This is a genomic window from Pantoea conspicua (genome assembly GCF_002095315.1).
GTDB classification, from domain to species: domain Bacteria; phylum Pseudomonadota; class Gammaproteobacteria; order Enterobacterales; family Enterobacteriaceae; genus Pantoea; species Pantoea conspicua.
This window is the reverse complement of the sequence record NZ_MLFN01000051.1, coordinates 18,026-30,562: the sequence shown is the minus strand read 5'-3', so window position 1 is coordinate 30,562 and position 12,537 is coordinate 18,026. Positions and strand designations below refer to the sequence as shown.

Genomic DNA, 12,537 nt, shown 5'->3' with positions numbered 1-12,537 from the left:
GGCGCCTGCAGCAGCGCGACCCGCTGCGGGCGCAGCTGCTGGAAGAGAAACGCGCCCTGCTGCCCGGCCTGTATGCCGCGCGCAGGGCATCGATCTGCTGCTGGTCTGCACCGCCGCCAGTCAGCGTCAGGATGCCGATCGGGTCAGCCAGACGCTGCGCGAGTGGCAGCGGCTGCAACCGACACAGGAATCCAGCGAAAAACCGCGGCTGATCTGGGCCATCACGCCCTATGATGCCCGTCATCAGCAGATCAATGTGGATGAAGCGGTGCAACGCCAGCTGGGACAACCGGGACAACACTGGGGATCGATGCTGGTGCTGGATCGCGCCGGTGTGGATCGTATGGCGAGCTGGCTGCAGGACGAGATGCAGCCGGAAGCCCGGCGCGACCTGCTGCTGGCCCAGCTGGCGCAGATTCAGCACACCGTGGTTGAGCGGCGGTTACTGCCGTGGACCGAGGCGGGTGCCAGCCCGGAACAGGCGGCGCGCAAACAGACGATTGCCGATACTCTGCTGAAATGTTTACAGCACCGCACCGGCCTGCACGGCGAACTGCTGGAACGTCTGCAACCGCCGCGTGAAGCGCTGCGTCAGCTGTGGCTCAATCAGTCGAGCCTGAGCGGCAGCTCGACGCCCCATCCGCAGGCACCGGAAAATCAGTTCGGCATCGGCTTTGAATTTGATCTGTTCAGCCAGTCGGAGCCGGAGGTGCCGGTTCAGTCGCGTCAGAGCGGACACAGCGCGCAGCAGTTTCCGCGTCAGGTGCTGTTGCTGTGGCTCGATCACCTGCGTCAGCTGCCGGAAAATCGCAGCCTGCTGGCGTTGCTGAATATTGATAAAGCGACCATGGAGTGGCTGGTGGAAGAGTTGATCACCGCCAGTTTCCGCACCGATATCACGCAAAAACTGCAGCAGGCGCTGCATGAGCCCGACAGTCACAGCATCACCCATGAGTCGCGTGCCGATCGTCAGGTGACGCGCGCCATGACGGTGCTGGGTGACTTTGTCGCCTGGCTCGGCTTTTTACAGCGTCCGGAAGCGGAGCGTCCGGCCAGCCGCGTTAATCGCGGACAGGCGATCTTTACCCGCCCGCCGGCACCCAGCGTCAGCTTCAGCGCCGGTCAGCGACTGACCAGGCTGTCGGCCGCTCCGGCTAACCATACCGCCTACTACATCTACGACTGGCTGGTGGGGCTGAATCAGGTGATTATCGAGAACAACGGCTATACCGGCGGCGGTGACCTGCCGCTGGCGGCGCGCGAGGCGCTGATCGCCCTGCTTAAACCGCTGCGCGCTTAATCCTTCACCAGGCGCAGTTCGCCGTCCAGCGACTGCGCCGCCTCTTCCAGTAACGCCAGCACCGGGGCCAGATCGGCATGGTGTTCGGCGTAATGCTGCAGCCGCACCTCTGCCGGCAACGCAATGCCGCCGGTCAGCCAGTCCCATAGCGCATCCAGGTTGTTGCCAAAATAGGCAGGCGTTCCGCCGCTCTGTGCGGCAAACTGCTGGTAGAACGCCGCGCGGCTGGTCAGCTGGCGCAGATCAAATTGCATAATCAGCATGATCAGGGTACCTGTTTAAAGCTGCGATAGTGGTCGGTGGACAAAAATACCAGCCCGTCTGAGGAGTAGACCAGCCGGTCTGCATCGCGCCGTCCGCAGCGATAGTTAACGTCCGCCTCATACCACTGGCGGCCAGCGCGTTGCGGCAGGCGTTTTTCCCGGTTGGCGAAGCGATCGCCGCCGATGGCTTTACCGGGCAGCACCTCGCACAGGTTGCCTTTGGCCGGGTTCCAGCCCCGCTTGCGGGCATCATTTTTGGTGAGATAGTAGTCCGGCAGTTGCTGATGTTGCAGCACCCAGCGCGCCACGGTATGGGCGTCGGTCAGCGCAGCAATGTCTGCCTGAGCAGGCGCTACAGAAGAGATAATAGAGGGTTTCAGGCCGTAGAAGCAGGCCGCAAGGACCATGAACAGGCCAATCCAGAGTTTTTTTGACATGATGGCATCCGTGACGACAGGATGCAGATGATACCAGTTTTACGCGCCGAAAAAAGCGCGGGCCAGACAGGCTGGCCCTGGCGAGGTTATGCAGCGTGCGAATCACCGCTGTGTCGACGCCATGCACCCGGTGCCACACCGTACTGACGTTTGAAGCTGCGATTAAAGGACTGCTGCGAATCAAAACCCAACGAAATCGCCACGTTAAGAATCGGTTCATCGGTGCTGGTGAGGCGATCGGCTGATTTTTTCAGTTTCTTCACCCGGATATATTCACCCAGCGGATAGCCGGTATGCTCTTTGAACATACGCTGCAGGTGCCATTTCGAGTAGCCCGCGCGTTCCGATACGGTGTCCAGATCCAGACGTGCTTCGATGTTGTTATCAATCCAGTCGATTAAATCGTGAATAAAGGCGTCACTCATCATTCCAGTCTCTCCCGTCGCCGTGGCGAATAGTATTAGTATCAGTTGCAGTTACACTTAAAGGGTGACTGACTATGTCATTTAATGCAAGTTTTATTAGTACATTAAATGCCGCACACTTTTCAGGGTCTTTTGTCAGCCGCTTAGCTTTTAACCTGTAGGCAACAAACCGCACATAAAGTGTATCTGTTATTCTTGCAGTTGCCAGCGACGCCAGCCTACACTCCTCGCGATTAATTGCAATCTTAAAAGTTGCAAATATTGGCCTGCGGGTCGTTTTCACCTTATCGCGGAATAACAACAATGATTACCAACTGGGTTCGTCAGGGTTTTACCCTTTTAGGGATGGTACTGCTGATCGGTCAGCTAAGCGGCTGCGATGATGGCGTGGCGCAAAACGCCCCGCCACCGCCGCCCGAAGTGAGTGCTGCGCCGGTACTGATTAAGCCGGTCAGCCAGTGGGACAGTTTCAATGGCCGGGTTGAGGCGGTGCAGAGCGTGCAGCTGCGGCCGCGCGTTTCGGGCTACATCGAGTCGGTCAACTATCGTGAAGGCGAAGAGGTGAAGAAAGGCCAGGTGCTGTTCAGCATCGACGATCGCAGCTATCGCGCGGCGCTGGAACAGGCCAAAGCGGAATTAGCCCGCGCCCGTAGCCAGGCGAGTCTGGCGCGCAGTGAGTCAGGACGCAGCGAGAAGCTGATTGGCAGCCAGGCGATCTCGCGTGAAGTGTGGGAGCAGCGCCGCTCAGCCGCCAGCCAGGCGCAGGCCGATGTGCTGGCCGCCGAGGCCGCCGTGGATATGGCGCAACTGAATCTCGATTTTACCCGCGTTACCGCGCCGATTGATGGTCAGGCCAGCCGGGCGATGATCACCGCCGGTAATCTGGTTACCGCCGGTGACAGCGCCAGCGTGCTGACCACGCTGGTGTCGCAGCAAAGCATGTATGTCTATTTCGACGTCGATGAAAATACCTTCCTGCACTATCAGGCGATGGCGCGTCAGGGCCAGCAGCGCCATGCGTTGCCGGTGGAAATCGCGCTGGTCGGCGAACAGGGCTATCCGCATCAGGGCAAAGTCGATTTCCTGGATAATCAGCTGACCGCCAGCACCGGCACCATTCGTATGCGCGCCCTGCTCGACAATCAGCAGCGTCAGTTCACGCCGGGTCTGTTCGCGCGGGTCCGTCTGCCTGGCAGTGCGCAGTTCGAGGCGGTGCTGATTGATGACAAAGCGGTGTTAACCGATCAGGACCGTAAGTATGTCTACGTGGTGGACAGCGACGGCAAAGCCCAGCGCCGTGATATTCAGCCTGGCGCGATGGTGGATGGCCTGCGCATCGTCAAGTCGGGCCTGGAATCGGGTGATCGGGTGATCATCGCCGGTCTGCAAAAAGTGTTTATGCCCGGCATGCCGGTCACTGCCCAGCAGGTCGCCATGCGTGCGGCAACCGCTCAATAATCCGAGGCCGCTATGGACTTTTCCCGCTTTTTTATCGACCGGCCGATCTTTGCGGCGGTGTTATCGATTCTGATTTTCGTTACCGGGCTGATCTCGATTCCGTTGTTGCCGATCAGTGAATATCCCGATGTGGTGCCGCCCAGCGTGCAGGTGCGGGCCGAATATCCCGGTGCCAACCCGAAAGTGATTGCGGATTCGGTGGCGACGCCACTGGAAGAGGCGATCAACGGCGTCGAAAACATGATGTACATGAAATCGGTGGCCGGTTCTGACGGCGTGCTGGTGACCACCGTCACCTTCCGTCCCGGTACCGATCCCGACCAGGCTCAGGTTCAGGTTCAGAACCGCGTGGCGCAGGCTGAAGCGCGCCTGCCGGAAGATGTACGTCGGCTGGGGATTACCACTCAGAAGATGTCACCGACCCTGACGCTGGTGGTGCACATGTTCTCGCCCAATAACACCTACGATTCGCTCTATCTGCGCAACTACGCCACCCTCAAGGTGAAGGATGAGCTGGCGCGTCTGCCGGGCGTGGGTCAGATTCAGATCTTTGGCGCCGGTGAGTATGCGATGCGCGTCTGGCTCGACCCGAATAAAGTGGCTGCGCGCGGCTTAACCGCTTCGGATGTCGTCACCGCGATGCAGGAGCAGAACGTGCAGGTTTCTGCCGGTCAGCTGGGTGCCGAGCCGCTGAAAAAACAGAGCGACTTTCTGCTGTCGATCAACACCCAGGGGCGGCTGGAGAGCGAACAGCAGTTTGGCGACATCATTCTGAAAACCTCGGAAGATGGCTCACTGGTGCGGCTGCGCGACGTGGCGCGTATTGAGATGGGTTCCGGCAGCTACGCCCTGCGCTCGCAGCTGAATAACAAAGATGCGGTCGGCATCGGCATCTTCCAGGCACCTGGTGCCAATGCCATTGACCTCTCTAATGCGGTGCGGGCGAAAATGGATGAGCTGGCGACCCGTTTCCCCAACGATGTGAAATGGGCGGCACCTTACGATCCGACCGTTTTCGTGCGTGACTCCATCAAGGCAGTGGTCCAGACCCTGCTGGAAGCAGTGGTGCTGGTCGTGCTGGTGGTGATCCTGTTCCTGCAGACCTGGCGCGCCTCGATTATCCCGCTGCTGGCGGTACCGGTGTCGGTGGTGGGGACCTTTAGCGTGCTCTATCTGCTCGGCTTCTCGCTGAACACCCTGAGCCTGTTTGGTCTGGTACTGGCGATCGGGATTGTGGTGGATGACGCCATCGTGGTGGTGGAAAACGTCGAGCGTAACATTGAGATGGGACTGACGCCGCGGGCGGCAGCGCATCAGGCGATGCGTGAAGTTTCGGGGCCGATCATCGCTATCGCGCTGGTACTCTGTGCGGTGTTTGTGCCGATGGCATTTTTGTCGGGCGTGACTGGCCAGTTCTACAAACAGTTCGCCACCACCATCGCCATTTCAACCGTGATTTCAGCCATCAACTCGCTGACGCTGTCACCGGCGCTGGCGGCAATGCTGCTGAAAGATCATCATGCGGCCAGAGATCTGCCGACCCGGATTATCGACCGGCTGTTTGGCTGGCTGTTCCGGCCGTTTAACCGCTTTTTCCAGCGCAGCGCCCACGGCTATGAGACCCTGGTCGGTAGAACCCTGCGTCGGCGCGGTGCGGTCTTTGGCGTCTATGTGCTGCTGCTGGCGGGTGCCGGTTTCATGTTCCACACCGTACCCGGCGGCTTCATCCCGACCCAGGATAAGCTCTATCTGATTGGCGGCGTGAAAATGCCGGAAGGCTCGTCACTGGCGCGCACCGATGAAGTGATTCGTAAGATGAGCGAAATCGGTATGCAGACCGAAGGCGTGGCGTATGCAGTGGCGTTTCCCGGCCTGAACGCGTTGCAGTTTACCAATACCCCGAACAGCGGCACGGTGTTCTTTGGCCTGAAACCGTTCAATGAACGCACGCACACCGCGGCGGAGATTAACGCCGAAATCAATGCCAAAATCGCACAGATTCAGCAAGGCTTCGGTTTCTCGATTATGCCGCCGCCGATTCTGGGGCTGGGCCAGGGTTCGGGTTACTCGCTCTATGTGCAGGACCGCGCGGGCCTGGGTTATGGTGCGCTGCAGACCGCTATCAACACCATGTCGGGTGCAATCATGCAGACGCCGGGTATGCACTTCCCGATCTCCTCGTATCAGGCCAACGTGCCGCAGCTGGATGTGCAGGTTGACCGGGATAAAGCCAAAGCTCAGGGCGTATCGCTGACCGATCTGTTCAGCACCCTGCAGACCTATCTCGGCTCGTCATACGTCAATGACTTCAACCGATTTGGTCGCACCTGGCGAGTGATGGCGCAGGCCGATGGGGACTTTCGCGACAGCGTTGAGGATATCGCTAACCTGCGCACCCGCAACGATCGCGGTGAGATGGTGCCGATTGGCAGCATGGTGACCATTACCACCACTTACGGCCCCGATCCGGTGATTCGTTATAACGGCTATCCGGCAGCGGATCTGATTGGTGATGCCGATCCGCGCGTGCTCTCTTCTGCTCAGGCGATGAGCCAGCTGGAAACGATGTCCGGTCAGCTGTTACCCAACGGCATGAACATTGAGTGGACCGACCTGAGTTATCAGCAATCGACCCAGGGCAATACGGCGCTGATTGTCTTCCCGATGGCGGTATTGCTGGCTTTCCTGGTGCTGGCTGCGCTTTATGAGAGCTGGACTCTGCCGCTGGCGGTGATTTTAATCGTGCCGATGACCATGCTCTCGGCGCTGGTGGGCGTCTGGCTGACCGGCGGCGATAACAACGTCTTTGTGCAGGTCGGACTGGTAGTGCTGATGGGGCTGGCCTGTAAAAACGCGATTCTGATCGTTGAGTTTGCACGTGAACTTGAGATGCAGGGCAAAGGGATTGTCGAGGCGGCGCTGGAAGCCTGTCGCCTGCGTTTGCGGCCGATTGTGATGACCTCGATCGCCTTTATCGCTGGCACCATCCCGCTGATTCTGGGGGAAGGTGCGGGTGCGGAAGTGCGCGGCGTGACCGGCATTACGGTGTTCTCCGGGATGCTGGGTGTGACGCTGTTCGGCCTGTTCCTGACGCCGGTGTTCTACGTCACCTTACGTAAGCTGGTGACGCGTAAAGCGAGTAAAACCGCGTTGCAGACGGTATAACCTGCAAAAGGGCGACCGTGGGGTCGCCCTTTTTTTTGGCTGTTGTCAGTCGGTGCCATATTCATATCACGGCATGATGGCCGGCTGTTCTCTCTGCCGGTTCACGCTTACCGGTCAGACATGCTTTAACTTTTCATTCAGCGTCTCAATGATAAAGGCGTTTAACGACGTTTGGTTTTGTGCCGCCGCCTGAGATAAGCGTTCGCCGAGCGATTCAGGATAGCGCAGGGTAAAGGTCTTTATTTTCTCCTGCTCAGCGTAAGGATTTACTCCAGATGCCGCGCAATCCTCCAGATACTCACGCAAAGAGATTTCCCCTTCTTTATGCAAGCCCTGCACACTATCAGAGACGAAATCGCAGTAGCCTGACAGACCAAGAAAGCGACCCCTTAACATATTTATTTCAGGTACATAGCTGATGACCGCCGGCTGTCCGGCAACCGTGATCGTTGATGTATTTACACGATTATTCATGCGGCTTAACTCCCGTACTTTCCAGCCATTCCCGCAGACTGACAATGGCCCCTTTATCGGTATCCGGTGACGGATGCGGGCGATGAAAACGCGCTATTTTTCCACTAAGCAGAAAGCGAACACGCGAACCACTGCCCTGCTTAATCTCACCGCCCAGCGCCCTGATCAATGACTCAATCGCCTGCCATTTCACGCCGGTTGGCGGAGGCGTCTGAAAAATCTGCAGCAGGGTTTCACGCTGTTTTTTCCGTAAAGCGTTGATGGCGTCGTTCATCCTGATCTCCGCGACTTCATAATGTGAAGTCATATTACCCGGCTATCGGAGAAGATCAATGCGAAATTACCAACCGAAGGTGCTTACCTCGCTGATAAGGGATGAGCGATCTTCAGCGCTGCCGATCTGCAGGCATAAAAAAAGCCGCATCAGCGGCTCTTTTTACACAGGTCATCAATCTCATCGGGCTCCGGTTCCGGAACCGCGGTGCAGTTGCTGGTGTCGCGTTTCTTCAGCTCATTGAGCGCATCGGCGACGGTGCGTTTCGCCAGCACATCCAGCGATGCCTGCTCGGCTTCATCGGCAATCGATTTGAAGTACCAGCAGAGATTGGCGCTGACCAGGCAACGTGGCGCGACATCGGGCCGCGCCGCCCAGATTTTCTTGTCTTCGATCACCGAGACGTAGATATCGCGCAGCGTAATCTCTGCGGCGGGGCGACCCAGATGGATCGACCCGGTGCGGCCCAGCGTCGAGACGATGATGCCGTCACGGGTCAGTGGAACCATTAATTTTCGAATGAAACTGGGATTCGCTTCCAGCCCGTAGGCCAGAATCGCGCTGGTAGAGCGTTTTCCCATTTGCTCCGCCATCGCTACGCTCAGAACCATTTGCAAAGCTGTCGGGAAGCGGTAATCAAGCATTTCTTTATCCTGAGTTGCGGTGCATCTTATTGTTTTATTGCCGCATAAGTGAACAATCAATGAGCAATAAATATAACAAACACAGTTGCTTTTTAGAAGCAAGCCAGCGGTGACAAGGCACGTATTCACCAAAGTCTGAGGCCTGATAGCACAAGGTGCTTAGCCTGCTAACGGCCCGCGCTGACAGCCTCATGACGACCCGCGGGTCATGCGGTCGCGGCGGGTGACGCGGGCAACCGTTGTTTCAGTATCATTACCAGCACCACGTTAAAGATTGCTAACGTGCAAAGCAACCACAGTGTTGCTGAAGCCCCCATCCTTTCAAACACATACCCGCCAATCAACGGCGTCAGCGCCTGTCCCATCAGTGCCGGACGCGCCATCCGGCCGACCACAATGGCATAGGACTCTGGTTTGACCATCGCCAGCGGTAAAGTTCCGCGCACAATAGCACGTAAACCGTTACCGGCACCGTAAAGCACCATGCTCAGCAGTGCCATCTGCGGCGCCAGCGCCAGTAACAGCAAGCCCAGTGCCACCAGCCCGACCGAAAATAAGGTGGTACGGATCGGATGGCTGCGTTTAAAGACGATATCAACAATTCGCGCCCCCACCTGACACGGGCCCAGCACGGCGCTGATCGCCAGCGCCGAGGTCAGCGTATGGCCGCTGGCCTGCAACAGGGCGATCAGCTGAACCGAAATGGCAGTCATGATTACCGAGGCAAGGGTGAAAATGGCGCACAGCAGCCAGAAGATGGCAGGCGCAATCTCCGCGTGGGTGGTGACCGGGTTACGTACTTTAACCGGCCGGATTGTCTGGCTCGCCGGTAAAGCGAAGAAATAAGCGGGCAGTACGCAAAGCGTCAACAGCGCAGCAATCGCCAGGCAGGCGCCCCGCCACCCCAGAGCGTGAATCAACAACGCAGTACCCGGCCAGACCAGCGTGGTGCAGAAGCCGGAAATCAGAGTGATGCCAGTAATCGCCGCCCGCGCCTGCCCGCCGTAACAGGTACCCAGCGTGGCAAACAGCGCATCATACAGCCCCATCGCCATCCCGATGCCGATAATCACCCAGGCAAACAGCAACAGCGGCAGATGGTAGCTGAAAGCCATCATCACCAGACCCAACGCTATCACTACCCCACTCATCGCCAGCAGCAGTCGGCCACCGGTGCGGGCAATGATCCGGCCACTGAGCGGCGCCAGCAGCCCTGACACCAGAATACCGGTTGAGAGCGCGCCATAAATCCACTGCTGTGACCAGCCGGTTTCCACTGCGATCGGGGTCGCCATCACCGCCATAAGGTAGAACGATCCGCCCCACGACAGGATCTGTACCCAGCCAAGGGTAATAATGGCGGCAACGCCGGGTTTATTAGTCTGGTTCACATCAGCTATCCGTTAGCGAGCAAACCATTTTTATAACATGTTCTGAGATAAGGAAAAATGCATGCCGCTTTTTCATCCTGCTTGCGCCTGAATGGTCGCACTGGTTTTAACAGACAGGCTTATAGTATGTTGTAACTAGTATCGCTATTGCGTCTGTTGCACGCTTCTGCCACATTATGGACGTTGTAACTATGGAGGCCCGGAATGGCGCGCTACGACTTAGTGTCAGATATGCATCAATGCGTAAACGATTTAGAACAGGCGCTGGGCCAGTTACGCCAGCAGATTGAGGCACAACCGCTGCTGATCGCGCGCGTATTCAGCCTGCCGCCGATTGTCAAAGGTCGCGAGCATGAAGCGATCACGCAAATCACGGTCGAGCAGCATCTTGGACAACAGGCCTTAGATCTGGCGCTGAACCACTACTGTCGGTTGTTTATGCAGCACCAGTCGGAGCAGCTCAGTACCAAAGCGGCGGTCCGTCTGCCGGGGGCGCTGTGCATTGAATGTGATGAGCCGCGTGAAGCGGAGATCAGCGCTCAGGTCGACGCCATTAACCAGCTCAAAGCGCGGCTGGAGCAGCTGATTACGGTCGATTCCGGCCTGCCCAGCGAGGCACGCTTCGAATTTGTCCATCAGCACCTGCGCGGGCTGATTACGCTCAATGCCTATCGCACCATCACCCTGCTCAGTGCACCGGACAGCCTGCGTTTCGGCTGGGCGAATAAGCACATCATCAAAAATATGAAGCGTGAAGAGGTGATTGCCCAGCTGGAAAAAAGCCTGAAAGCCGGACGGGCTCAGGCACCCTGGTCACGCGAACAGTGGGCAGAAAAGGTGCAGGAGGAGTTAGCCAGCGTGCGCGCCCTGCCCGCGTCGGCCAGGCTGAAAATTAAGCGACCGGTTAAAGTACAGCCGGTGGCGCGCGTCTGGCGTGCCGACCAGAAAAAGCAGACGCAGCTGGCTTGTCCGTCGCCGATTCTGGTGATCTGCCGCGACCGCAGCCAGGTGCCGGTGCTGGGTGAATTGCTGAATTACGATGCCGATAACATTACCTATCGCCATAAGCCGGCCGCCGAGCCGCTTAACCTGCTGATCCCGCGGCTGCACCTGTGGGTCGACTGCCCGATTTAAGGCATAAAAAAGGCCAGCACGCGCTGGCCTTTGTACAGCAGAAGGCTTACGACTTCATGCTGCCAACCATCTCTTCCGGACGTACCCAGGCATCAAACTGTTCTTCAGTCAGATAGCCCAGCTTCAGCGCCGCACCCTTCAGCGTCAGCCCCTCTTTATGGGCTTTCTTGGCGATTTCGGCCGCTTTGTCATAACCGATATGGGTATTCAGCGCCGTCACCAGCATCAGCGACTCATTCAGTAACTGCTCAATGCGCTCGCGTACCGGCTCGATGCCAATCGCACAGTGGTGATTGAAGCTGTCCATGCCGTCCGCCAGCAGACGGATCGACTGCAGGAAGTTATGGATCACCATCGGACGGAACACGTTGAGTTCGAAGTTACCGGATGCGCCGCCCATATTGATCGCCACGTCATTACCCATCACCTGGCAGCACAGCATGGTCATCGCTTCACACTGGGTCGGGTTCACTTTACCCGGCATGATCGAGCTGCCTGGCTCGTTTTCCGGAATGGCGATTTCACCAATACCGCAACGCGGACCGGATGAGAGCCAGCGCACATCATTGGCGATTTTCATCAGCGAGGCCGCCAGTCCTTTCAGCGCACCGTGGGCGTGAACCAGCGCATCACAGGTTGCCAGCGCTTCAAACTTATTCGGTGCGGTGACAAACGGCTGCTGCGTCAGATCGGCCAGCGCTTTCGCCACTCGTACCGCATATTCCGGATGGGTGTTCAGGCCGGTGCCGACAGCGGTGCCGCCCAGCGCCAGTTCCGCCACGTGCGGAATGCTCTGCTCAATGTGCTTCAGATTATGTTCGAGCATCGCGACCCAGCCGGAGATCTCCTGGCCAAGCGTCAGCGGCGTGGCGTCCTGTAGATGGGTACGGCCAATTTTGACAATATCTTTGAACGCATCTGACTTCTCGCTCAGGGTTTTCTTTAACACCTGGATCTGCGGGATCAGCTGTTCACGCAGGGCGATCACCGCCGCAACGTGCATCGCAGTCGGGAAAACGTCATTCGAGCTCTGGCTCTTGTTAACGTCATCATTGGGATGGACCAGCCGCGACATACCGCGCTCACCGCCCAGAATTTCACTGGCGCGGTTTGCCAGCACTTCATTCATGTTCATGTTGGTCTGGGTACCGGAACCGGTCTGCCAGATGGCTAACGGAAACTCGTCGCTGTGCTTATCAGCCAGCACTTCGTCCGCCGCATTGATGATCGCCTCTGCACGGTCAGCCGGCAGCAGCCCAAGATCGCGGTTAACCGCCGCGGCGGCGCGTTTGGTCAGCGCCAGCGCGTGAACCAGTGCGGTCGGCATTTTTTCGGTTGAGATGCGAAAATGCTCCAGCGAGCGCTGCGTCTGCGCGCCCCACAGTTTATCAGCCGGTACATCAATCGGGCCCATTGAATCTTTCTCAATGCGGTTGCCTGCCATGAATACGTCTCCTTCGCTCTGTTTTAAATGAATGACCGCCCGATGCATCGTCCTGTGGGCGACATTCGGGCGGGCAAGATAATGACATACAATAATTTAACATTATGAGAGCTTAGCGTCCTTTTGCG

At 57.9% G+C, this 12,537-nt stretch carries 11 protein-coding genes and 1 pseudogene; 4 read left to right on the top strand and 8 right to left on the bottom strand.

The window, feature by feature from the left end; translation table 11 throughout:
• Positions 1-1,300 (top strand): annotated as a pseudogene (locus HA41_RS15710) (virulence factor SrfC family protein); the annotation flags it as partial.
• Here HA41_RS15710 and HA41_RS15705 read toward each other — a convergent pair.
• From HA41_RS15705 to HA41_RS15695, 3 genes are all read right to left on the bottom strand, one after another.
• Positions 1,297-1,563, bottom strand: coding sequence for a barstar family protein (locus HA41_RS15705; RefSeq protein ID WP_094121570.1), 267 nt, complete (start codon positions 1,561-1,563; stop codon positions 1,297-1,299). The pseudogene HA41_RS15710 and the gene HA41_RS15705 overlap by 4 nt on opposite strands.
• 2 nt (positions 1,564-1,565) lie before the next feature.
• On the bottom strand, positions 1,566-2,000 hold the full coding sequence (locus tag HA41_RS15700) for a ribonuclease domain-containing protein (protein ID WP_094121569.1): 435 nt from the start codon (positions 1,998-2,000) through the stop codon (positions 1,566-1,568).
• A gap of 86 nt (positions 2,001-2,086) precedes the next feature.
• Entirely contained in the window at positions 2,087-2,428 is a 342-nt protein-coding gene (locus HA41_RS15695; RefSeq protein ID WP_009090299.1) for a helix-turn-helix domain-containing protein, read from the bottom strand.
• Between the two features lie 300 nt (positions 2,429-2,728).
• Between HA41_RS15695 and HA41_RS15690 the strand changes: the two genes are divergently transcribed.
• Together HA41_RS15690 and oqxB are read left to right on the top strand one after the other, a co-directional pair.
• Positions 2,729-3,883 carry an efflux RND transporter periplasmic adaptor subunit gene (locus HA41_RS15690; RefSeq protein ID WP_094121568.1) on the top strand — a complete coding sequence of 385 codons (1,155 nt, stop codon included), beginning with the start codon at positions 2,729-2,731 and terminating at the stop codon, positions 3,881-3,883.
• 12 nt (positions 3,884-3,895) lie between these two features.
• Positions 3,896-7,048, top strand: a complete 3,153-nt coding sequence (gene oqxB, locus HA41_RS15685) for a multidrug efflux RND transporter permease subunit OqxB (RefSeq protein ID WP_094121567.1) — start codon at positions 3,896-3,898, stop codon at positions 7,046-7,048.
• 114 nt (positions 7,049-7,162) lie between these two features.
• Here oqxB and HA41_RS15680 read toward each other — a convergent pair whose 3' ends face one another.
• The 4 genes from HA41_RS15680 to HA41_RS15665 all read right to left on the bottom strand — a co-directional run bounded on the left by HA41_RS15680 (position 7,163) and on the right by HA41_RS15665 (position 9,831).
• Positions 7,163-7,522, bottom strand: a complete 360-nt coding sequence (locus HA41_RS15680) for a type II toxin-antitoxin system HicB family antitoxin (RefSeq protein ID WP_094121566.1) — start codon at positions 7,520-7,522, stop codon at positions 7,163-7,165.
• Positions 7,515-7,796 carry a type II toxin-antitoxin system HicA family toxin gene (locus tag HA41_RS15675; protein WP_143807344.1) on the bottom strand — a complete coding sequence of 94 codons (282 nt, stop codon included), beginning with the start codon at positions 7,794-7,796 and terminating at the stop codon, positions 7,515-7,517. The genes HA41_RS15680 and HA41_RS15675 overlap by 8 nt, the downstream gene beginning before the upstream one ends.
• Positions 7,797-7,945: 149 nt before the next feature.
• Entirely contained in the window at positions 7,946-8,440 is a 495-nt protein-coding gene (locus HA41_RS15670) for an RrF2 family transcriptional regulator (RefSeq protein ID WP_094121564.1), read from the bottom strand.
• Positions 8,441-8,646: 206 nt separating this feature from the next.
• Positions 8,647-9,831, bottom strand: a complete 1,185-nt coding sequence (locus tag HA41_RS15665; RefSeq protein WP_094121563.1) for an MFS transporter — start codon at positions 9,829-9,831, stop codon at positions 8,647-8,649.
• A 204-nt stretch (positions 9,832-10,035) separates the two neighbouring features.
• On the opposite strand from HA41_RS15665, the gene tus reads away from it, so the two are divergent.
• Entirely contained in the window at positions 10,036-10,965 is a 930-nt protein-coding gene (gene tus / locus HA41_RS15660) for a DNA replication terminus site-binding protein (RefSeq protein WP_094121562.1), read from the top strand.
• A 46-nt stretch (positions 10,966-11,011) separates the two neighbouring features.
• Here tus and fumC read toward each other — a convergent pair whose 3' ends face one another.
• Positions 11,012-12,409 (bottom strand): class II fumarate hydratase, encoded by a 1,398-nt coding sequence (gene fumC, locus HA41_RS15655; RefSeq protein ID WP_094121561.1) that lies wholly within the window; start codon positions 12,407-12,409, stop codon positions 11,012-11,014.
• Between the last annotated feature and the right edge of the window lie 128 nt (positions 12,410-12,537).

Coding starts and splice junctions, on each gene's coding strand:
- HA41_RS15700 (WP_094121569.1), bottom strand. CDS start 2,000: ATGTCAAAAAAACTCTGGATTGGCCTGTTCATGGTCCTTGCGGCCTGC.
- fumC (WP_094121561.1), bottom strand. CDS start 12,409: ATGGCAGGCAACCGCATTGAGAAAGATTCAATGGGCCCGATTGATGTA.
- tus (WP_094121562.1), top strand. CDS start 10,036: ATGGCGCGCTACGACTTAGTGTCAGATATGCATCAATGCGTAAACGAT.
- HA41_RS15680 (WP_094121566.1), bottom strand. CDS start 7,522: ATGAATAATCGTGTAAATACATCAACGATCACGGTTGCCGGACAGCCG.
- HA41_RS15695 (WP_009090299.1), bottom strand. CDS start 2,428: ATGATGAGTGACGCCTTTATTCACGATTTAATCGACTGGATTGATAAC.
- HA41_RS15675 (WP_143807344.1), bottom strand. CDS start 7,796: ATGAACGACGCCATCAACGCTTTACGGAAAAAACAGCGTGAAACCCTG.
- oqxB (WP_094121567.1), top strand. CDS start 3,896: ATGGACTTTTCCCGCTTTTTTATCGACCGGCCGATCTTTGCGGCGGTG.
- HA41_RS15670 (WP_094121564.1), bottom strand. CDS start 8,440: ATGCTTGATTACCGCTTCCCGACAGCTTTGCAAATGGTTCTGAGCGTA.
- HA41_RS15705 (WP_094121570.1), bottom strand. CDS start 1,563: ATGCTGATTATGCAATTTGATCTGCGCCAGCTGACCAGCCGCGCGGCG.
- HA41_RS15690 (WP_094121568.1), top strand. CDS start 2,729: ATGATTACCAACTGGGTTCGTCAGGGTTTTACCCTTTTAGGGATGGTA.